This is a genomic window from Methylobacterium sp. A49B, from assembly GCF_053346215.1.
The window spans coordinates 131,905-153,344 of sequence record NZ_JBKFBO010000008.1; the positions used below are offsets into that span (position 1 = coordinate 131,905).

The 21,440-nt window shown below is 69.7% G+C and carries 19 protein-coding genes; 15 read left to right on the forward strand and 4 right to left on the reverse strand.

Features of this window, described 5'->3' with window-relative positions:
* Positions 1 to 271: 271 nt before the first annotated feature.
* Together ACLBX9_RS01070 and crtD are read right to left on the reverse strand one after the other, a co-directional pair.
* Positions 272 to 1,129 carry a carotenoid 1,2-hydratase gene (locus ACLBX9_RS01070; protein WP_010682628.1) on the reverse strand — a complete coding sequence of 286 codons (858 nt, stop codon included), beginning with the start codon at positions 1,127 to 1,129 and terminating at the stop codon, positions 272 to 274.
* Positions 1,126 to 2,661, reverse strand: a complete 1,536-nt coding sequence (crtD, locus tag ACLBX9_RS01075) for a 1-hydroxycarotenoid 3,4-desaturase CrtD (RefSeq protein ID WP_447717603.1) — start codon at positions 2,659 to 2,661, stop codon at positions 1,126 to 1,128. Before crtD ends, ACLBX9_RS01070 begins: the two co-directional genes overlap by 4 nt.
* A gap of 108 nt (positions 2,662 to 2,769) precedes the next feature.
* Here crtD and ACLBX9_RS01080 point away from each other — a divergent pair, with 108 nt between their 5' ends.
* The 15 genes from ACLBX9_RS01080 (at position 2,770) to ACLBX9_RS01150 (ending at position 17,463) form a co-directional block, all read left to right on the forward strand.
* Positions 2,770 to 3,639 carry a polyprenyl synthetase family protein gene (locus ACLBX9_RS01080; protein WP_010682626.1) on the forward strand — a complete coding sequence of 290 codons (870 nt, stop codon included), beginning with the start codon at positions 2,770 to 2,772 and terminating at the stop codon, positions 3,637 to 3,639.
* Positions 3,636 to 4,796, forward strand: a complete 1,161-nt coding sequence (locus ACLBX9_RS01085; RefSeq protein WP_447717687.1) for a methyltransferase — start codon at positions 3,636 to 3,638, stop codon at positions 4,794 to 4,796. Before ACLBX9_RS01080 ends, ACLBX9_RS01085 begins: the two co-directional genes overlap by 4 nt.
* Before the next feature lie 93 nt (positions 4,797 to 4,889).
* The gene (bchC, locus tag ACLBX9_RS01090) at positions 4,890 to 5,828 is read left to right on the forward strand and encodes a chlorophyll synthesis pathway protein BchC (protein ID WP_447717604.1); all 939 of its coding nucleotides are present in this window, start codon (positions 4,890 to 4,892) and stop codon (positions 5,826 to 5,828) included.
* Entirely contained in the window at positions 5,825 to 6,829 is a 1,005-nt protein-coding gene (locus tag ACLBX9_RS01095; protein ID WP_447717605.1) for a chlorophyllide a reductase iron protein subunit X, read from the forward strand. The genes bchC and ACLBX9_RS01095 overlap by 4 nt, the downstream gene beginning before the upstream one ends.
* A 5-nt stretch (positions 6,830 to 6,834) precedes the next feature.
* Positions 6,835 to 8,364, forward strand: a complete 1,530-nt coding sequence (gene bchY, locus ACLBX9_RS01100) for a chlorophyllide a reductase subunit Y (RefSeq protein ID WP_447717606.1) — start codon at positions 6,835 to 6,837, stop codon at positions 8,362 to 8,364.
* The gene (gene bchZ / locus ACLBX9_RS01105; RefSeq protein WP_447717607.1) at positions 8,364 to 9,830 is read left to right on the forward strand and encodes a chlorophyllide a reductase subunit Z; all 1,467 of its coding nucleotides are present in this window, start codon (positions 8,364 to 8,366) and stop codon (positions 9,828 to 9,830) included. Before bchY ends, bchZ begins: the two co-directional genes overlap by 1 nt.
* Positions 9,831 to 9,865: 35 nt before the next feature.
* Positions 9,866 to 10,087, forward strand: coding sequence for a hypothetical protein (locus tag ACLBX9_RS01110; protein WP_447717608.1), 222 nt, complete (start codon positions 9,866 to 9,868; stop codon positions 10,085 to 10,087).
* Positions 10,088 to 10,212: 125 nt separating this feature from the next.
* Complete coding sequence (gene pufB / locus ACLBX9_RS01115) at positions 10,213 to 10,449, forward strand: light-harvesting antenna LH1, beta subunit (protein ID WP_010682619.1); 237 nt, start codon at positions 10,213 to 10,215, stop codon at positions 10,447 to 10,449.
* Between the two features lie 10 nt (positions 10,450 to 10,459).
* A complete protein-coding gene (gene pufA / locus ACLBX9_RS01120) occupies positions 10,460 to 10,648 on the forward strand; it encodes a light-harvesting antenna LH1, alpha subunit (RefSeq protein WP_010682618.1) in 189 nt (62 codons plus the stop codon).
* A gap of 75 nt (positions 10,649 to 10,723) precedes the next feature.
* A complete protein-coding gene (gene pufL / locus ACLBX9_RS01125; RefSeq protein ID WP_447717609.1) occupies positions 10,724 to 11,548 on the forward strand; it encodes a photosynthetic reaction center subunit L in 825 nt (274 codons plus the stop codon).
* Positions 11,549 to 11,629: 81 nt separating this feature from the next.
* Entirely contained in the window at positions 11,630 to 12,610 is a 981-nt protein-coding gene (gene pufM, locus ACLBX9_RS01130; protein ID WP_010682616.1) for a photosynthetic reaction center subunit M, read from the forward strand.
* Positions 12,611 to 12,620: 10 nt separating this feature from the next.
* Entirely contained in the window at positions 12,621 to 13,733 is a 1,113-nt protein-coding gene (pufC, locus tag ACLBX9_RS01135) for a photosynthetic reaction center cytochrome PufC (RefSeq protein WP_447717610.1), read from the forward strand.
* Positions 13,734 to 13,856: 123 nt separating this feature from the next.
* Positions 13,857 to 14,000 (forward strand): DUF3096 domain-containing protein, encoded by a 144-nt coding sequence (locus ACLBX9_RS01140; protein WP_010682614.1) that lies wholly within the window; start codon positions 13,857 to 13,859, stop codon positions 13,998 to 14,000.
* A gap of 332 nt (positions 14,001 to 14,332) precedes the next feature.
* Positions 14,333 to 17,023, forward strand: coding sequence for a pyruvate, phosphate dikinase (gene ppdK, locus ACLBX9_RS01145; RefSeq protein ID WP_447717611.1), 2,691 nt, complete (start codon positions 14,333 to 14,335; stop codon positions 17,021 to 17,023).
* 137 nt (positions 17,024 to 17,160) lie between these two features.
* Positions 17,161 to 17,463, forward strand: coding sequence for a hypothetical protein (locus tag ACLBX9_RS01150; RefSeq protein ID WP_447717612.1), 303 nt, complete (start codon positions 17,161 to 17,163; stop codon positions 17,461 to 17,463).
* Between the two features lie 111 nt (positions 17,464 to 17,574).
* On the opposite strand, the gene ACLBX9_RS01155 is transcribed toward ACLBX9_RS01150, so the two are convergent.
* Together ACLBX9_RS01155 and ACLBX9_RS01160 are read right to left on the reverse strand one after the other, a co-directional pair.
* Positions 17,575 to 19,071, reverse strand: coding sequence for a DUF882 domain-containing protein (locus ACLBX9_RS01155; protein WP_447717613.1), 1,497 nt, complete (start codon positions 19,069 to 19,071; stop codon positions 17,575 to 17,577).
* A 140-nt stretch (positions 19,072 to 19,211) separates the two neighbouring features.
* On the reverse strand, positions 19,212 to 21,263 hold the full coding sequence (locus tag ACLBX9_RS01160) for a L,D-transpeptidase family protein (protein WP_010682610.1): 2,052 nt from the start codon (positions 21,261 to 21,263) through the stop codon (positions 19,212 to 19,214).
* Between the last annotated feature and the right edge of the window lie 177 nt (positions 21,264 to 21,440).

Below are 21,440 nucleotides of genomic sequence, written 5' to 3' on the forward strand. Positions count from 1 at the left end.
CGTCTCGCACAAGCCGTGTTCTGCAGCAAACCTGAGCCGTGACGTCGGCGGCCAGTGGTGAGGGTCAGCGTTGGAGGGCCCGTCTGTCGGACGCGAACCGGCCGCTGAGAGAGCCCGCGCTGGCTTCGCGGGAGGAGCGAAGAGTTTCGGAGTCGCGCGACATCGGACAACGTGGCGACTCTGGATGGCTTCCCGCGCTTGAGGATGGGGGTGGCGGGCTCGGTCGGCGCTCCAGCTTGTAACCCTTTGAAACCGGCGCTCCCGGCCCGCGTCAGGCCAGCGGACGCGGCATGCGGAATGGGAGCATCAACTGCACCAGCGGGTTGCGGAACCGGTCCAGCGACAGGCTCTCGTGCATCGCCCGGACCGGCTCGCCGCAGAGCGTCGAGGCGAGGAGCGACCGGGCGTAGAACGGCGTGTCCTCGTAGGTGGCGAGCACCCGTGCGCGCCCGTCGTCGCTGCGGGTCTCGCGGCCCATGCGCCAGAACGACGTCGCCGGCAGGGACGCGGCGGTCGGGGGCCGGATCTCGCGGCGGCTGCCGTCGCTGGAGAACCGCAGCGACAGGTTCTGGCCGCCGCCCTCCCGATGCTGGACGTCGTACAGGATGGCGGCGCCGTCCTGCAGGTCGGCCCGGCACCACGTCCAGCGGGCGAAGGCGGCACCGAGCGGCTCGTCGCCGTCGTTCGTGTCGAAATAGCCGCTGCCGCTCCAGCTCAGGCCCGGCTGATCGAACGCCACCTCGACCCGCGAGGACGGCGCCATCGGCCACCAGCGATGGCGCCCGGCCCGGTCGAGGTGGAACGGGCCGCCCGTGAAGCCGCGCGGTTCGAGCCGGACGGTGCCGCGGATCCGGTGCGGGAGGGGTGCGCCCCGCTCGTCGATCCGCACCGTCAGCGCAGTGCCGTCCCAGTGCATCACGCTGGGGCCGACGGCGATGTGGTCCGCGCTGCGCGACAGGCTGGCGGCGCGGCGCTCGGTCATGGCGAAGCGGCTGCGGTCGCCGTAGAGCACCACGTTCATGGCGCAGTGAGCGAAGGGGTCCTTCGTGGCGCTCCACCCGTAATAGGGCGAGAACACGCTGCCGATGAACGCGATGATGGTGAGGCCCTGCCGGCCATCGTCGCTCACCGCGTCGACGTACCACCACGCGTAGCCGCCCTGCGCGACCGGGCTGTCGAAGCGTGGTCGTCCAGGATCGCCGCTGCGGCCAGCCGTCCCGACTGCGCCGCCATCGGCACGCCCGGGCCGGGATGCACCGAGCCCCCCGCCAGGTACAGGCCCGGCACCGCCGTCCGCGCGCCGGCCCGCTTGAAGGTCGCCGCCCAGCCCTGGGCCGCCCGGCCGTACAAGGCGCCCCCCGTCCCTGGAAAGAGGCTCTCGAAATCCCGCGGCGTCGTCGTCACCGGCGGCGAGGTTGGTTCCAGGGTTAGCCCGCAGGCCTCCAGCCGGCGAAACAGGTTCCTCGCGCATGTCTCGATCTCCGGCGGCGTGAGAGGGCGTTCCCGGCCGTCCGCCGGGGCATTGACGAGCATCAGGAGGCGCTCCGGTCCCTGGGGCGGAGAGGCCGCCTCGCTCCGATCCTGAGCACAGACATAGACGGTAGGATCCTCGGGCAGACGGCGCGCCCGCAGGATGGCGTCGAACTCCGCTCGGTAGTCGCGCGAGAAGAACACGGTGTGGTGGGCGAGGGGAAAGCCCCGCGCGGTCGCCGCGGCGCAGAGGGTCACGGCAGACAGGGAACGCTCCCCAGGGGTCAGCCGCTCGCCGGCGGCAGCCGTGTCCGGCCCGAGCAGTCCCGCTCCCAGGGCGGCGCAGTCGGCGTTGCAGACGACGCGGTCGGCCGCGATCCGCTCGCCGTCAGACAGCAGGACGCCGGCGATGCGGCCCTGCTCGATGAGGATCCGCTCCACCTGCGCGCCGTAGCGGAACACGGCGCCCCGCTCTGCCGCAAGATCGGCCACCGCCCGCGCCAGGGCGCTGAGGCCGCCCGCGACCGTCCAGACACCGGCCTGCTCCACATGGGCGACGAGCATGAGCGTCGCCGGTGCGGTGAAGGGCGAGGCGCCGCAATAGGTGGCGTATCGGCCGAACAGTTGCTGCAGGCGCGGATCGCGGAAGAAGCTTCCGAGCGCCGACCACAGGGTGGCGAAAGGCTGGATCCGCCACAGATCGCCGAGGCCCGACAGCCCGACCCGCTGGGCGAGCCCCGCCGGGCTCGTCCGCCCCTCACGGATGAACGGCCCCTCCAGCGTCCGGTAGACCTCCGCCGACCGCGCGCAGAACCGCCGGTAACCGTCGGCTTCCCGCGGCCCCGCGAACTCCGCGATCGCCGCCGCCGAGGCTTCGATGTCGGCGAACAGGTCGAGTCGCTCGTCCCGGCTCCAGGCATGCCGGGCGAGGAGCTGGGTCGGCGCGAGGACGACGTGCTCCGCGAATCGCTCTCCGCAATCGGCGAACAGCGCCTCGAAGACCCAGCGCATGGTGAAGACGGTCGGCCCGGCTTCGATCCTGCAGTCGCCGACGGGGATGCTGCGCATCTTGCCGCCGGGATGCGGCGCCCGTTCGAGGACCAGCGTGTCGCGTCCGGCATCGGCAAGCCGAAGCGCGGCGGCGAGGCCGCCGATCCCCGCTCCGATCACGATGACGCGCTCCTGCGCCACGCCGGCCCCACGCTCTACCCAAGGACCGGATTGATCTCCGAACGCAGAAGTGTCAATAAGAAATGACACTTGTTGCTGACAACCGCAAACAACACGGGGAGCAGCGCGATGGAGTCGGGCCGACGAATCGAGATGGCGCTGGACCGCGCTGTCGCCCACGCGGAGGCACCGGGTGCGCCGCCCATTCTGGCGGAGGCGCTGCGATACGCGGTGTTTCCCGGCGGCCATCGCATCCGTCCGCGCCTCTGCCTGTCGGTGGCCCGCGCCTGCGGCGACGACGATCCCGCCGGATCCGAGGCCGCCGCGGCGGCGATCGAGCTCCTGCACTGCGCGTCCCTGGTCCATGACGACCTACCGTGCTTCGACGACGCCGCGATGCGCCGACAGAAGCCCTCGGTTCACGTCGCCTTCGGCCAGCCGATCGCCGTCCTAGCGGGCGACGCCCTCATCGTTCTCGCCTTCGAGACCGTGGCCCGCGCGGCCGGCCTCCATCCTGGGCGGCTGATCCGGCTGGTGGGCCTGCTTGGGCGGGCGGCCGGTTCCCCCGCCGGCATTGCTGCGGGGCAGGCCTGGGAATCGGAAGAGCATATCAGCCTGAGCGATTACCAGCAGGCCAAGACGGGGGCGCTGTTCGCCGCCGCGACGGTCGCGGGCGCCGCCGCGGCGGGCGCGGAGCCGGAGCCCTGGCGCAGGCTGGGCGAGTGCCTCGGCGAGGCCTATCAGGTGGCCGACGACCTGCGCGACGTGGCCTGCCGCCAGGAAGAGATCGGCAAGCCCGCGGGGCGCGACGCCACCCTGGGCCGGCCCAACGCCGCCGCTCTGCTCGGCACGGGCGGCGCGCTGGACCGCCTCTCGCGCCTGACGCGCGAGGCTGTCTCGGCGATCCCGGACTGTCCCGGCGCCGCCGAGCTGACCGCCGAGATCGAGGCGCAGGCGCGGCTCTTCCTGCCCGCGAGCCTGCGGGCGGTGGTGGCCTGAGCGCCGGCTCGCTTCCCGAAGCCGGCACGGTCCCGCCGGCACCGTCCGCTTGGTCGGATCGCTGGCTCGCGTGGCGCAACCGGCTCGTGGCCAGCCCGCGCTTCCAGCGTTGGGCGGCCGGCTTCCCGCTGACCCGCCGGATCGCCCGCCGCAACACGCGGGCACTGTTCGACCTCTGCGCGGGCTTCGTCTACGCGCAGGTACTGACGGCCTGCATCCGCCTGGACCTGTTCGCGGTCCTGGCCGAAGGCCCGCTCTCGGTCGACGCGCTGGCGCGACGCCTCGATCTGCCTCCCGAGAATGCGCGCCGCCTGCTGCGGGCAGCCGAATCGCTGGGGCTGCTGCGGATGGTTTCCGGCGACCGGTTCGGTCTCGCCGATCTCGGCGCCGCGCTGGTCGGCAATCCCGGCATCGCCGCGATGGTGGAGCACCACGCGCTGCTCTACGCCGATCTGGCCGACCCGGTGGCGCTTCTGCGAGGTCACGCCCAGCCTACCCGGCTCGCCGCCTACTGGCCCTACGCCGCCGGACAGACCGGTGACGCCCGAACGGTCGCGCCCTACAGCGGTCTGATGGGAGCCTCTCAGGCGCTCATCGCCGAGGATGTGCTCGACGCCTGCGATCTCGCGCGGTTCCGCCACGTGATGGATGTGGGCGGCGGGGAGGGTGCCTTCCTGCAGGCGGTCGCGCACCGCCACCCTCGCCTGGGCATGACCCTGTTTGATCTCCCCGCGGTCGCCGAACGTGCCGAGGCCCGTCTCGCAAGAGCCGGTCTCGCGGGTCGGATCGCCTGCCACGGCGGTGATTTCCATGGCGGACTGCCGACCGGCGCCGACGCAATCTCCTTGGTCCGAATCGTTCACGACCACGATGACGAGCCGGCCCTGACGCTTCTTCAAGCCGCCCACGCGGCGCTTCCGCCCGGCGGATCGCTACTCCTCGCCGAGCCCATGGCGGGCACGCCCGGCGCCGAGCCGGTCGGGGACGCTTATTTCGGCTTCTACCTTCTGGCGATGGGGTCCGGACGCCCGCGCCGTTCGGAGGAGCTTCAAGGCATGCTCAGGACCGCCGGTTTCGCGTGGGTCAAGGAGCTTCGGACCCGTCGTCCTCTGCTCACGCGCGTGCTTCACGCCCAAAAAACGGGCTCTTTGATGTAAGTGTATCTTGACGCTGACATGTGTCTATCTAGGATGACACTCAGCGGCTCAAGAGACGGAGAGTCGCTCATTGGAAGGCGGATGGTTCCAGCCATGGATGCTCTCGCCGTCATTTTGGACAGCCCCAGGCACCTCGCGCTCCAGCGCTTGGCTCTGTCGCCGGCTGCGGAGACCGACGCGGTCGTGGCCGTCTCCTGGAGCGGGATCAGCACCGGGACGGAGCGGCTGCTCTGGTCGGGCCGGATGCCGCCGTTTCCCGGCATGGGCTACCCGCTGGTACCCGGCTATGAGTCGGTCGGGACGGTCATCCAGGCGGATGCCGCCGGCACTGTCCGGGAAGGGCAGGCCGTGTTCGTCCCGGGCGCGCGCTGTTTCGGTCCCGTCCGTGGCCTGTTCGGCGGAGCCGCCTCGCACCTCATCGCACCGGCTGCCCGGCTCGTCCCGGTCGATGCGGCCCTCGGCGACCAAGCCTGCCTCCTCGCGCTGGCGGCGACGGCCTATCGTGCCCTGGGCGGCCTCCGGCCCGGCGCAACGCCGCTGATCGTCGGGCACGGCGTGCTCGGTCGATTGCTCGCCCGGCTCACGCAGGCGGCCGGCGCGCAGCCCACGGTCTGGGAGACCGACCCGGCGCGGACGACGGGCGATCACGGATACGCGGTCCTGGCGCCGCAGGATGATTCCCGGCGCGACTACCTGACGATCACCGACGTGAGCGGGAACGGCGCGGGCCTGGACGATCTTATCGCCCGTCTGGCACCGGGCGGCGAGATCGTCCTCGCGGGCTTCTACGAAGCGCCACTCAGCTTCGCGTTCCCGCCCGCTTTCATGCGCGAGGCGCGGATCCGGATCTCCGCCGAGTTCCGGCCGGAGGACCTCGCCGCCGTGACGATGCTGATCGATGGCGGGCGGCTCTCCCTCGACGGGCTGATCACGCACCGGGCGCCGGCGACGGAAGCGGAGGACGCGTACCGTACCGCCTTCGCCGATCCCGCCTGTCTGAAGATGATCCTCGACTGGAGGGACGCCGCGTGAACGTTCAGCTGAACAAAGCCGCCCTGTCCCAGGCCGCCCAGCTCCGCGCCGAGGCCGCGATCGAGCCGGACGCCGTCGCCACCGCGCCGGCGAAGAAGGAGACGCAGATCATCGCGATCTACGGCAAGGGCGGCATCGGCAAGTCGTTCACGCTGGCAAACCTCAGCTACATGATGGCCCAGCAGGGCAAGAAGGTCCTGCTGATCGGCTGCGACCCGAAGAGCGACACCACTTCGCTCCTGTTCGGCGGCAAGGCCTGCCCGACCATCATCGAGACCTCGACCAAGAAGAAGCTCGCCGGCGAGGCGGTCGCCATCGGCGACGTCTGCTTCAAGCGCGACGGCGTCTACGCCATGGAACTCGGCGGCCCCGAGGTCGGGCGCGGCTGCGGCGGTCGCGGCATCATCCACGGCTTCGAGCTTTTGGAAAAACTCGGCTTCCACGAGTGGGGCTTCGACTTCGTCCTGCTCGACTTCCTCGGCGACGTCGTCTGCGGCGGCTTCGGCCTGCCGATCGCCCGGGACATGTGCCAGAAGGTCATCGTCGTCGGCTCGAACGACTTGCAGTCGCTCTACGTCGCCAACAACGTCTGCTCGGCGGTCGAGTATTTCCGCAAGCTCGGCGGCAACGTCGGCGTCGGCGGCCTCGTGATCAACAAGGACGACGGCACCGGCGAGGCCCAGGCCTTCGCGGAGGCAGCCGGCATCCCGGTCCTGGCCTCGATCCCGGCCGACGAGGACATCCGCCGCAAGAGCGCCAACTACGAGATCATCGGCAAGCCGGACGGGCGCTGGGGTGCCCTGTTCTCGGAACTCGCCGCCAACGTCGCTGAGGCCGCGCCGCACCGCCCGACGCCGCTCTCGCAGGACGGGCTGCTCGGCCTGTTCTCCAGCGAGACCACGGGCCGCGACGTGGTGCTGGTCCCGGCGACCCACGAGGACATGTGTGGCGTCGCCCACGTGGCCAAGCCGTCCCTCGAAGTCGTCTACGACGAGGTCTGACGCGCATGGCCGCCTTCCTCGACATCGCCGCTCTGCGGGCCCGCAAGGCGCCGGCCAACGTCGATCTCGCTGCCGCGCAGGCGGACGGGCTCGGCTGCCACGCCGGCAAGGACGCGATGGTGGCGGCCGCGGAAGCTGCCGGGATGTCGGAGACCCTCGCGCAGCTGCGCGAAGATTATCCGCAGGGTCCGCACGACCAGCCGCAGAGCATGTGCCCGGCCTTCGGCTCGCTCCGGGTCGGCCTGCGCATGCGCCGGACCGCGACAATCCTCTCCGGATCGGCCTGCTGCGTCTACGGGCTCACCTTCACGTCGCACTTCTACGGGGCGAAGCGCAGCGTCGGCTACGTGCCGTTCAATTCGGAAACGCTCGTCACCGGCAAGCTGTTCGAGGACATCCGCGAGGCGGTCCACGCCACCGCGAAGCCAGAGGATTATGACGCTGTCGTCGTCATCAACCTGTGCGTCCCGACTGCCTCCGGCGTCCCGCTCCGCCTCCTGCCAAGAGAAATCGACGGCGTGCGGGTGATCGGCATCGACGTGCCGGGGTTCGGCGTGCCGACCCACGCCGAGGCCAAGGACGTGCTGGCCGGCGCGATGCTGAAGGTCGCCCGCGCGGAAGCCGAGCAGGGTCCGGTCGCGGCGCCCCGCGGCGGCCGTTCGGAGCGCCCGAGCGTGGCCCTCCTGGGCGAGGTATTCCCGGCCGATCCCGTAGTGATCGGGTCGCTCCTGGAGCCGCTCGGGCTATCCGCCGGTCCGGTCGTGCCGACCCGGGAGTGGCGCGAGCTCTACGCCGCCCTCGACTGCGCGGCCGTTGCGGCGATCCACCCGTTCTACACGGCCTCGATCCGCGAGTTCGAGGCGGCGGGCCGGCCGATCGTCGGCTCGGCGCCCGTGGGCGTCGACGGCACTGCCGACTGGCTCGACCGGATCGGCGAGGCCTGCGGAGTGGCGCGCGCCACCGTCGAGGCGGCCAAGAACAAGATCCTGCCCGGCATCCGCGGGGCCCTCGGCGCGATGCCGATCAAGGGCCGGATCACGCTGTCGGGCTACGAGGGATCGGAGCTGCTGGTGGCGCGCCTCCTCGTCGAGAGCGGCGCCGAGGTGCCGTATGTCGGTACCGCCTGCCCACGCACGCCCTGGTCTGAGGCCGATCGCGATTGGCTCGAGGCGCGCGGTACCGCGGTGCGCTATCGGGCCTCCCTCGAGGACGACCTCTACGCCTTCGAGTCGCTCAAGCCCGACCTCGCCATCGGCACGACGCCGGTGGTGCAGCGGGCCAAGGAGCGCGGCACCCCGGCGCTCTACTTCACCAACCTGATCTCGGCGCGCCCGCTGATGGGCGCGGCCGGCGCCGGATCGCTCGCCACGGTGATCAACGCCGCGCTCGGCAACAGGGCGCGGTTCGACGCCATGCGCGACTTCTTCGAGGGGGTCGGCACTGGCCATGCCGCGGGCGTCTGGCAGGAGCTGCCGCAGCGCCGCCAAGGCCCGAAGATCGAGGGTCCCAAGAAGCCGATCGGGGAGATGGCGTGATGCTGATCCTCGATCACGACAGGGCCGGCGGGTACTGGGGCGCGGTCTACGTCTTCACGGCGATCAAGGGCCTGCAGGTCGTCATCGACGGTCCCGTCGGCTGCGAGAACCTGCCGGTGACCTCGGTCCTGCACTACACCGACGCGCTGCCGCCGCACGAACTGCCGATCGTCGTCACGGGTCTGGCGGAAGAAGAACTCGGCCGCCACGGCACCGAGGGTGCCATGAAGCGCGCCCACGCCACCCTCGATCCGGGCCAACCCAGCGTCGTGGTCACCGGCTCGATCGCCGAGATGATCGGCGGCGGCGTGACCCCCGAGGGCACGGGCCTCCAGCGCTTCCTGCCGCGGACCATCGACGAGGACCAGTGGCAGGCGGCCGACCGGGCCATGCGCTGGCTCTGGCAGGAATACGGCGCCAAGAAATTCGCCAAGAAGGGCATCCCGGCCCGGCCGGAGAAGAAGCCCGGCGAGAAGCCGCGGGTGAACCTGATCGGCCCGGCCTACGGCACCTTCAACATGCCCTCCGATCTCGCCGAAATCCGCCGGCTGGTCGAGGGGATCGGCGCCGAGGTGAACCTCACCTTCCCGCTGGGCTCGCACCTCGCCGACGTGCCCAAACTCGTCAACGCCGACGCCAATATCTGCCTCTACCGCGAGTTCGGCCGCCTGCTCTGCGAGGATCTGGAGCGGCCCTACCTGCAGGCGCCGATCGGCATCCTCTCTACCACCAAGTTCCTGCGCTCGCTCGGCGAGATCCTCGGGCTCGATCCCGAGCCGTTCATCGAGCGCGAGCGCCACACCACGATCAAGCCGGTCTGGGATCTCTGGCGGTCGGTGACGCAGGATTTTTTCGGGACCGCGAGCTTCGGCATCGCCGCCACCGAGACCTACGCGCGGGGCGTGCGCCACTTCCTCGAAGACGAGATGGGGCTGCCCTGCCACTTCGCCTTCGGGCGCTCGGCCGGCGTGAAGCCCGACAACGCGGCGATCCGCGCGGCCATCGCCGCCAAGCCGCCGCTGGTGCTCTTCGGCTCGTTCAACGAGCGGATGTACCTCGCCGAATGCGGGGCCCGGGCGACCTACGTGCCGGCCTCGTTCCCCGGCGCGATCATCCGGCGGCACACCGGCACGCCGTTCATGGGCTACGCGGGTGCGACCTACCTGGTGCAGGAGGTCTGCAACGCCCTGTTCGACACCCTCTTCCATATCCTTCCGCTCGCCCGCGACATGGACAAGGTCGAGGCAACCCCAGCGCGGCGTCACGCCGAGTTGCCCTGGGACGAGGCCGCGCGGCAAGCGCTCGACGCCCTTGTCGAGGCGCAGCCGGTCCTCGCTCGCATCTCCGCCGCCAAGCGCCTGCGCGACGCCGCCGAGCGCGCCGCCCGCGATGCCGAATCCGCTGCCGTCGCACCCGCCCACGTGGCGCGGGCCCGGGCCGATCTCGCCGGGGGGATCCCGGCATGACCCGTCTTCCCGTTTCACCCAGAGGAGACCTGACGATGCGAACGATGGTCCCGACCGGCCGCCAGCATCAGGAAGCGTTCCAGTTCCGGCTGATCCTGACGGCGACCTACCCGTTTTTCCTCGCCGCCGCGACGCTGAACCGCTTCAAGCCCGCCCGTGAGATGGCCCGGCCGGGCCTCGCACCGGCGCGCCGATCGGTCTTCGGCGAGGCGCGCGCGATGGCGGTTCAGGCGATCCCCTTCGCCTTCATGGGCTGACGCCCCTGAACGAGACACTTCCGTCCGGTGACGCGGGGGAAGTCGGGTCGTGAGCGCCGCGAGGCATCACGGCTGAACCCGTCGCGCTTCGCGAGAGGCGCGGCCAACACACGGAGGTCTGAACGATGGCGAGTGGACCCGTCAGTACAGAAAGACCGAGCAGCCTATCCGGGCTGACGGAACCGGAAGCCAAGGAGTTCCACGCGATCTTCTTGACCAGCTTCCTCATCTTCACGGCGATTGCCGTGGTCGCTCACATCCTTGTCTGGCTGTGGCGCCCCTGGCTTCCCGGACCGCAGGGCTACGCTTCGCTTGATGGCGTGACCGATGCGGCCCGCGCCCTCGTCACGATGATCGGCTGAGGAGGATCGGATGCACAAGGTTTGGTTGCTGTTCGATCCGCGGCGCACGCTGGTGGCTCTGTTCACCTTCCTCTTCATCCTGGCGCTGCTGATCCATTTCATCCTGCTCTCGACCGACCGGTTCAACTGGCTGGAAGGTCCGAAGACCAACAAGGCAGCGAACGCCATCACGCTCGCCCTGCCACAGTTGCCGGCCTGACCGCCGGCCCGGACCGCGGCGCGCGAGGGCCGCGGTCACCCTTTCCTTCTCCGGCCTGAGTGAGGAGCCGCCGCTATGGCGATGCTGAGCTTCGAGCGCAAATACAGGATCCGCGGCGGTACGCTGCTGGGCGGCGACCTGTTCGACTTCTGGGTCGGGCCGTTCTTCGTCGGCTTCTTCGGCGTCGTCGGGATGTTCTTCACGGTGCTGGGCACCGCACTGGTGATCTATGGCGCGGCGATCGGGCCGACCTGGAACATCTGGCAGATCAACATAGCACCGCCCGACATCAGCTACGGGCTCAAGCTTGCGCCCCTCAAGGAGGGCGGGCTCTGGCAGATCATCACGTTCTGCGCCTTGGGCTCGTTCGTGTCCTGGGCACTGCGCGAGGTCGAGATCTGCCGCAAGCTCGGCATCGGCTACCACGTGCCGGCGGCCTTCGGCATGGCGATCTTCGCCTACTTCACTCTGGTGGTGATCCGGCCGTTCCTGATGGGCGCCTGGGGCTACGGCTTCCCCTACGGTATTCTCAGCCACCTCGATTGGGTGTCGAACACCGGATATCAGTACCTCCACTTCCACTATAATCCGGCGCATATGTTGGCCGTGACGTTCTTCTTCACGACGACGCTCGCGCTCGCCATGCACGGCGGCCTCATCCTCTCGGCGACGAACCCGAAGAAGGGCGAGACGGTCAAGACGCCGGAGCACGAGGACACGTTCTTCCGCGACTCCATCGGCTACTCGATCGGTACGCTCGGCATCCACCGGCTCGGTCTGTTCCTGGCGCTGTCGGCGGGGTTCTGGAGCGCGGTCTGCATCGTGATCAGCGGACCGTTCTGGACCCAGGGCTGGCCGCAATGGTGGGGCTGGTGGCTGAACCTGCCGGTCTGGCGGTGACGGGCGGATCACGGACGAGAGGGCACCAATAACACGGGTCGCCGCCGCCTGCGGGCGCGGCACTCCGGGGGAGGGCAGGCCATGGCCTATTACCAGAACATCTTCACGGTGGCGCAGGTCCGCCCGGTGGACCCGGATTACGGCGTGCCGGTCCAGACGGAGCACCGGGTCGGGCGGCCGTTCAACAGTTACCTGTTCGGACTCTTCGGCAACAGCCAGGTGGGGCCGATCTACATCGGCTACGTCGCGGCCCTGTCGATCACCTGCGGGGTGATCGCCTTCGAGATCATCGGGCTCAACATGTGGGCCTCGGTGAACTGGGATCCGGTCCAGTTCGTGCGGCAATTGCCGTGGCTCGCCCTGGAGCCGCCGCTGCCGAAATACGGCCTGAAGGTGCTGCCGCCGCTGAATGAGGGCGGCTGGTGGCTGATCGCCGGCTTCTTCCTCACCACCTCGATCCTGCTCTGGTGGGTGCACCTCTACCGGCGGGCGCGGGCCCTGGGCCTCGGGCTCCACGTCCCCTACGCCTTCGCGTCGGCGATCTGGCTCTATCTCGTCCTGGGCTTCATCCGCCCGGTCCTGATGGGCTCCTGGTCGGAGGCGGTGCCCTTCGGGATCTTCCCGCACCTCGATTGGACGGCGGCGTTCTCGCTCCGGTACGGCAACCTGTTCTACAACCCCTTCCACATGCTCTCGATCACGTTCCTCTACGGGTCGACGCTGCTGTTCGCGATGCACGGCGGGACCATCCTGGCCTGCTCACGCTACGGCGCCGAGCGCGAGATCGACCAGATCGTCGACCGCGGCACGGCCACCGAGCGGGCCGCGCTGTTCTGGCGCTGGACCATGGGCTTCAACGCCACGATGGAGTCGGTTCACCGCTGGGCGTGGTGGTTCGCGGTCCTCACGACGCTCACGGGCGGCATCGGCATCCTGCTCACCGGCACCGTGGTCGACAACTGGTACCTCTGGGCGGTCAAGCACCACGTGGCCCCCGCCTATCCGCAGGTCTACGGCCCGATCGTGGATCCCGCCCATCTCGCACCTGGCATGAAGCCGTAAGGAGGCCGTCATGAAGACAGTTCTGGCGGTCGTCGGCGGGGCGCTGGCGCTGTTCCTCACCATCGCGATGTTCGGCGGCGCGGGCTGGACCCATCCGCCCATGGCGGCCAAGCAGACCGGCTTCCGCGGTACCGGAATGGATCTGATCCGGAACCGGGCCGGCAACGAGGCGCTGGCGGAGGCCAACCGGGCACCGGCCCCGGCCGACCCCGCCGACGCCGGGGGCGACAAGGCCTCCGCCGTCTACGAGAACGTGCAGGTTCTCGGCGATCTGTCGGCCGAGCAGTTCAACCGACTGATGGTATCGATCACCGAGTGGGTCGCGCCGCAGCAGGGCTGCACGTATTGCCACAGCACCGAGAACATGGCCTCCGACGAGTTGTACCAGAAGCGCGTCGCGCGGCGCATGCTCCAGATGACCCAGTACATCAACTCGTCCTGGAAGGAGAACCACGTCCACCAGGCCGGCGTGACCTGCTATACCTGCCACCGCGGCAATCCGGTTCCGGCCAACATCTGGTTCGACCATCCGGTCCAGAGTGCCGGGAAGTTCATCCCGCGCAACAACAGCCAGAACATCGCCTCGGCGGAGGTCGGCAATACCTCGCTGCCCTACGACGTCTACCAAGCCTTCTACCAGTACAAGGACACATCGGAGGACGCGGTGCGGGTCAACGCGACCACGGCGCTGCCCGAGACCAAAGGCAAGCCGATCCAGGACGCGGAGAAGACCTTCGCGATCATGATCAGCATGTCCCAGTCGCTGGGTGTGAACTGCACCTTCTGCCACAACACCCGATCGGTGGCGCAGTGGGATACCAGCACGCCGAACCGCGTCCATGCCTGGTACGGCATCCGCATGGTGCGCGAACTCAACCAGGACTACATGACGCCGCTGACCTCGACCTTCCCGCGGAACCGCCTCGGCGCCCTCGGGGACGCACCGAAGATCAACTGCGCCACCTGTCACAACGGCGCCAACAAGCCGCTCAACGGCACCAACGTGATCGAGCCCTATCCGGAGCTGGCGCACCCGACCATCTCCGCGAGCCTGCCCGTCGGCGAGGCGAAGGATCCGATCCCGGGAACGCAGACGCCGACACCGAAGCCGACGAAGCCCTGACCAATCCAGAGGCGTGGGGCGGCCGGTCATCGCCGGCCGCCCCACGCCTGGTCAGCTTCAGGGAACCTCCAACGCCTAGGGACGACGGCGACCCACGGCTGGGCTTGGCCAGAGGAGGCGCCCGTGACCATCACAATCTCGAACCTTCAGCCGCTCATAGCGATCCTCGCCGGGATCCTGATCCTGGTGATGCCGCGACTGCTCAACTACATCGTGGCGATCTACCTGATCGCCGTCGGCGTGATCGGGCTGGGTATTCTGCGCTGAGGATTTGTCGGACACGGGCATCCCGCCTCTGCCCCCATCCTGAGATGCGGCGGAGCCGCCTCGCAGGAGCCCTCCAGCCAGCCGCGCGATCTCTGGTGGGCTCCTTCGAGGCTTGCTGACGCGGGCACCTCAGGATGAGGGCGCGGGTGGGAATGCCCATCCGCGGAGCTCTGCGGTCGGGTCTCCGTGGGGAGGTTGCTGACAGACCGCCACCGCCGTCATTCGCGTGCACACAGCGCCATCGCGTGTTCATCTTGCGTTGCGGTGCGGGATGGTCCAACCCCGCCCATCAGCTCGGCCGCCGCCGGGCACCAGATACGGACGGGATCGACATGGCGACCGGCAGCGCGAAGTGGGTCTACGCTTTCGGCGACGGCAAGGCGGAGGGCAAGTCGCAGATGCGCGACCTGCTCGGCGGCAAGGGCGCCAACCTCGCCGAGATGTCGAATCTCGGCCTTCCGGTCCCGCCCGGCTTCACCATCACCACCGAAGTCTGCACCTACTATTACGACCACGGCAAGTCCTACCCGCCGGAGCTGAAGGATCAGGTCGCGGCGGCACTCGCCCAGGTCGGTGCGCTCACCGGCCGCCAGTTCGGCGACGCCAAGAACCCGCTCCTCGTCTCCGTCCGCTCGGGCGCGCGCGCCTCGATGCCGGGCATGATGGACACGGTGCTCAACCTCGGCCTCAACGACGAGACCGTCCTGGCGCTCGCCAAGGAGGCCGACGACGAGCGCTTCGCCTACGATTCCTACCGCCGCTTCATCACCATGTACTCGAACGTGGTGCTGGGCGTGGAGCACCACGCCTTCGAGGAGGCGCTGGAGCAGTACAAGGAGAGCAAAGGCTTCGACCTCGATACCGAGCTCGGCGCCGCGGACTGGAAGACGCTGATCCAGACCTACAAGAAGATCGTGCGCGACGAGCACGGCTCCGACTTCCCGCAGGGCGCCGACGACCAGCTGTGGGGTGCGATCGGCGCCGTCTTCGATTCATGGATGATCCCGCGCGCCAAGAAGTACCGGGAATTGAACAATATTCCCGAGAGCTGGGGCACGGCGGTCAACGTGCAGGCGATGGTGTTCGGCAACATGGGCGACACCTCGGCCACGGGCGTCGCCTTCACCCGCAATCCCTCCACCGGCGAGAAGGCGCTCTACGGCGAGTTCCTGATCAACGCTCAGGGCGAGGACGTGGTCGCGGGCATCCGGACGCCGCAGAACATCACCGAGAAGGCCCGGGACGAGGCCGGGAGCGACAAGCCTTCCATGGAGAAGGCCATGCCCGAGAGCTTCGCGGAGCTGACCCGGATCTACGGGATCCTGGAATCGCATTACCGCGACATGCAGGACATGGAGTTCACCATCGAGAAGGGGAAGCTCTGGATGCTCCAGACCCGCAACGGCAAGCGCACGGCCAAGGCCGCCCTGCGCATCGCCGTTGATCTGGCGGGCGAGGGGTTGATCTCGAAGGAGGAGGCGATCGGCCGGGTGGAGCCCGGAGCGCTCGACCAGCTCCTTCACCCGACCATCGATCCGAAAGCCGACCGGAAGGTCATCGCGTCGGGCCTGCCGGCCTCGCCGGGCGCGGCGACCGGCGAGATCGTGTTCAATTCCGAGGATGCGGAGGCGCACCGAAAGGCGGAGCGCAAATGCATCCTGGTGCGCATCGAGACGTCGCCGGAGGACATTCACGGCATGCACGCCGCCGAGGGCATCCTCACCACCCGCGGCGGCATGACCAGCCACGCGGCCGTGGTCGCCCGCGGCATGGGCAAGCCCTGCGTCTCCGGCGTCGGATCCATCCGGATCGACTACAAGGCGCAGACCCTGACGGTCGGCGGCATCACCCTGAAGGCCGGCGACAGGATTACCATCGACGGGTCCACCGGGCAGGTGATCCAGGGCGAGGTGAAGATGCTGGAGCCCGAGCTGTCGGGCGATTTCGCCACCCTGATGGAGTGGGCCGACGGGATCCGCGGCATGAAGGTCCGCGCCAACGCCGACACGCCGACCGATGCCCGCACGGCGCGCAATTTCGGCGCTGAGGGCATCGGCCTCTGCCGCACCGAGCACATGTTCTTCGAGGGCGACCGCATCATCGCGGTGCGCGAGATGATCCTGGCGGACGACGCGGAGGGCCGGCGCGCGGCTCTGGCGAAAATTCTGCCCTACCAGCGGCAGGACTTCCTGGAGCTGTTCACCATTATGTCCGGGCTGCCGGTGACGATCCGTCTGCTGGATCCGCCACTCCACGAATTCCTGCCGCACACGGACGCCGAAGTGGCCGAGGTGGTGAAGGCGACCGGCGTCTCTGAGGAGAAGATCCGGCACCGCACCCGCGAACTCTCCGAGCACAACCCGATGCTCGGCTTCCGCGGCTGCCGCCTCGCGATCGCCTTCCCGGAGATCGCCGAGATGCAGGCGCGCGCCATCTTCGAAGCCGCCGTGCAGGCCGCTGCCGATACCGGCAAGGCGGTGACGCCGGAGGTGATGGTGCCGCTGGTCTTCACCCGCGCCGAGTTCGACATCGTGAAGGCGCGCATCGACGCCATGGCCAAGGCGGTGGCCGACGAGAAGGGCGCCAGCCTCGACTATCAGGTCGGCACCATGATCGAGCTGCCACGGGCTGCCCTGAAGGCGGGTGAGATCGCCGAGACGGCCGAGTTCTTCTCCTTCGGCACCAACGACCTGACCCAGACGGCGCTGGGCATCTCCCGCGACGACGCGGCGACCTTCCTGGGCCCCTACACGCAGAAGGGGATCCTGCCGGCCGACCCGTTCATTACCATCGATCAGGAGGGGGTCGGCGAGCTGGTGCGCATCGGCGTCGAGCGCGGCCGCAAGACCCGACCGGACATCAAGCTCGGCATCTGCGGCGAGCACGGCGGCGACCCGGCCTCGGTCGGCTTCTGTCAGGAGGTGGGCCTCGATTACGTCTCGTGCTCGCCCTACCGCGTGCCGATTGCGCGCCTCGCTGCCGCACAGGCTGCCCTCGGCAAGGTGTCGGGCAAGGAGGGCTGAGCCCGGTCGGGAGCGTTCCCTGCGGAGCGCTCTCACCGCTCGTCAACCAATCCCGTCATGAGGGGTTGAAAAAGGTCATCCGGCCGAAGAACTCGGCTCTTCGCGGCACGTTGATCAGTTGAAAATGCGGACCGGGCATGTGCCTGTTCGGTCCGTCTCTGGTCCAGGCTCGCCCGCCGGTCTCGCCCGCCATGATGCCTCCCGGTCCCTCCTCGCTGTGCCTCGATGAGACCAAGGCGGTTGCGCCACGCGCCGCGCTGCGCGCGTACCTCGCCCTCGTGGCTGCCATCGGCGGCCTCACCACGGCTGGCATGCTGATGATGTCGGTGGCGGCCAATACGGGCGCCGAGGCCGAGCGGATTACCGCCACACAGGACGACAGCTACGCGGCGACGCTCGTGTCGGCCCTCGCGGTCAACCTCGCCAAGCCGCAGCGCTGAACACGACGGCCTACGGTACGGGTGACCGGCCTCAACCGTCCGCAGCGTCCGCGATGTGCAGTGATGTCGTGCGGCGTGAAGGTCGGACCCGGTGGTCAGTCGTCCGAGCGGTCAGCGCGCGGCCGGTACCGCCCGCGTCGATGAGCCCGTAAACCGTGCTGCCGTGAGTTCGTCGCCGGGGCTGCGCGGGCTGAACCGTGTCGACACCCGGTCCGGGGCCGCCGCCACGAACGCCTGGGGCGCGGCGTCCCGGACACGCGTGGCGGCGACGTGCACCGGTGCGCTCCGGCTGGCCGGTGCCGTCCCGGAACCGGCCGACACCGCCTCGAACAGCGCTCGGAGTTGAAGCTTCGGGTCGGCCTCCGCGTCGATCGGAGCGCGCGTTCGGGACGGTTCGGCCCTGGTGAGGGCTCGGCTCTCGCCGGTCGCCGCGAGGCTCGCCATGCCGCCGCCGAGGGACGCGAATTGGACCGGTCTCGGCGGTGGCAGCGGCATGGCGATGGCGGCCGCCACGGCCGCGAGGTCCGACGGCCGCCGCGGCGGCAACGGTGCTTCAACGGCGGGCACGGCATCGTCGGGCACCGAGGCGGGGGCGGCGCCCGTGAGCAGCGTCTTGGCGTCCACCGGCTTGAGGTCGGAGCCCTTTGCCTGCTCGCGCTCCGCGAGCGAGCCGCGCAGCGCGCTGTCGGCCGCGGGCGCCGCGTAGGCGAGGGCGACGCGCGCGCCCACGGGATCCTGCGGATCGGCGCTGGCGACGGCGACCACCGGCGCGCGGCGCGACTTCTTCTGGGCCGTCGTCGGCTGAGGCGCCGGCGCCGGCTGCGGCGTTGACGCACCGCCACCGAAGAGGCTCGCCAGGAAGCCGAACAGGCCGGGACCGTCCTCGTCCTCGCCGCTGGCCATCTGGGTGGTGATGCCCGCCACGGTGCCGCCGCGGGCGAGGATCTCCGCCTTGGCCTCCTCGTAGCGCGGGAACGGCCGGTTGTCGCTCGCGAGGTGCACGGTCTTGCCGTCGGGGAAGATGCGCGCGAGCTGTTCGTGCGTCATGCGCGGCCACATCCGCACCGAGCCGACGTCGAGATGCATGAAGGGCGTGCCCGCGTGCGGATACCAGCCGACGCCGCCCCTCTGCATCTGCAGTCCGACCTCGCGGATCCGGTCGATCGGCACGTCCGGCAGATAGAAGTCCATCGCCTTGCCGAGCATGTGCTGGCTGAACTCGGCCACCATCTTGGAGCGTCGGCGGAGCATCGCGTTTGTGCCCGGCGACCGGTAGGCCGACACGATGTGAATCGCCTGATTCGAACCGACCTGCCGGTAAGCTTCCCACACCGTGTCGAACAGGCGCGGATCCATCTTGGTCGGCTCGTTGATGCGCCAGTCGCGCAAGAGCCAGTTCAGCTGATCGAGGGCCGCGCGATCGTAGCGGCCGTCGCGCTTGAACGTGATGGTCGCGCTCTCCTGGGTGTGTGTGTGGAGGATCGTCAGGGAGCGGGTGTCGCCGTTGGCGACCGCGTCCTCGGTCTCCGCCGTCCCGGCGATCAGGCCGACCGCCATCCCGGTCAGCGCGAGGGCGATACGGCGAACGGTGCGCGGGAGATACGGCACGATGGTCCTGTTCCTCTCCCGGTGACCGCACCTGGCACTGTACGGCCTGGGTTCCGGACGAAACGGCTAAGGCTGGACCGTGGCGAAATCGTGCCCGGCTGTGCGGTCGCGCACGTGAAAGTTGTCGATGCCTGCGGGGCTCACCACCAGCCGCGGGAGACCGGCTGCTGCGGCGCCGGTGTCCAGAGACCCGGCTCGCCATATTCCGGAGCGCTGTCGGCGCGGGCGGCGCGGCGCACGGTTCGGTGCGGGGCGTCCACGTCCTCGTAGCGATTGGCCGCCCAATCGTCTGCGACGCGGCTGTGCGGCGCGCGCCGCTGCGCAACCCGCGGCTTCGCGGGCGTGGGAGCGCGCTCCGCCTTGCGGCGCGGCGCCTCGTCCGGCAGCCGAGCGATGGCGGGTCCCCCGCCGCCCGGAAGGCCCAGGGCGGCCCGCATCGGCGCGTCATAGCCGTACAGGTCCGGCAGCGTGCGGTAGGCACCGCCATCGTCGACGTAGGCGGTGAAGTAGGCGAGGTGCACCGGCAGCTTCTCGGGAAGCCGGATGGTGCGCTCGCCCTTGCCGATCAGCTTCTTCAACCGCTCCTCTGACCAGTCCGGAAGGACCACGTCGGCGAGGCGGAACGGGTCGTCCACGCGGACGCAGCCGTGGCTGAAGTCGCGCTTGGAAGCGGAGAACAGCGACCGGTTCGGCGTGTCGTGCAGGTAGACCGCGTGCTGATTCGGGAACATGAACTTGATGAAGCCGAGCGCATTGCGCTCGCCCGGAGGCTGGCGCAGCGAGATGTGGCCGCCGCGCCGGACCACCTCGTAGCCGCCCCAGGTTTTCCCGCCGTAGCCGGCGAGCTTGGGCGCCATGGTCTTCAGGATCGAGGGCGGCACGTACCAGGACGGATTGACGACCGCGTATTCCATCAGGCCCGAAAAGAGCGGCGTGCGCGATTCCGGCTTGCCCACGATGACGCGGGCCTCGTCGCGCAGCTTCCCGCCGCGATAGGCCCGGAGGCGATATTCGGGGACGTTGACCAGGATGTAGTCCGATCCGAGATCACCCGGCAGCCAGCGCCAGCGCTCCATGTTGACGATCAGCTCGGCCTCGCCGCCCGACGGCCGGCCGGTCCGTCCGGCATCGGCGAGCGCCAGGACGGTCTGGACGTTCAGAACGCCGTTTGCCGGAAGGCCGCGGCCGCGCTGGAATTTCGTCACCGCCTCGGCGACGGCGTCGTCGTAGGCCTCGGGCTCCCCGGGGCCGTGATCGAGCGTGCCGGCCGGACGGGCGTCGAGGCCGAAATGCGCGCGCAGCAGCGGCACCCGGCTATCGCGCATGCCCACCCGCAGGGCCGGACCGGACGGCAGACGCAGCGGCTTCACGGCCGCGGGTGCGGGCCCGCGCAGAGCGGCCAAGCGCGCCTTCAGCGCCCGATATCCCGGTGTGGCCGGGTTGTAGCTCTGGAGGGCGTCGCCGGCCTTCGCACCGGTATCGAACAATCTGGCGAGCACGTCATTGCCGGCCGGGAGATCGAGCTTCGGCGTGATCAGCCGCGAGATCGACGCTAGGTTGACCCGTCCACCCCGGGCGTCCCGGGCGTAGAGGACAGCCGCGGCGGACAGACGGAGATCGGCATCGGCCACCGCCTTCTCGTCCGGCTTCTCCGCGAGGGTCGGGACCGTGTAGGCGCGGGCGTCGAGTCCGTCCTCGCCCGCGGCTGCCAGCCGTGTGGAGACGGATTTCGCGGCCTCCGTCCACGCGCCGTCGGCGACCCAGAGGGGCTTGTAGGCCCGAGCCTCGTAGAAGCTCCGGATCGCGTCGCGGTCCTTCGTTGTCAGGCGCAGCAGCAGCGGTGCAGGGTCGCCGAGCCGCGCGAGCACGGCGGCGCCGACGGGATCGGCCGGGACGACGGGGGCTGCCGCTGCGGCCGGAGCCGGCTCCGCAGCGGGCGCTTCCGGCTTGTAATCGGGAAGCGTCGTCGCGATCGGGTCGGTCGATGCCGGCTGTGAGGCATTCTGTGCGGCCGGCTCGGATGGCGGCTGCGGCGCCGGCTGGGATATCTGTGGCCCGGCCGGAGCGGCGGCGGGCGCTTCGGCCGGCGTGACGGCGAGCGCGGCCGTCTCGGCACCGAGCGCGCCGGCCGAGGCCAGCGTACCGGTCAACAGGGCGGCCAGCGCCATCAGGCTGGAGCGCGGGACGCGCATCGTGATCTCCCAGGCTGCGGCGGCGGGACCGCACGCGCAGATTGTGATTATCCGCGCAAGCGTGGCTTTCAGCAACCATAGTCTTCGTGGGCGGAATATTGGCCCATCGTCGGTTGCTATACGGCGAATGCTTCACATTCTACGATCATGGAAGTCGTCGAGTGTCCGTGGCTGCCG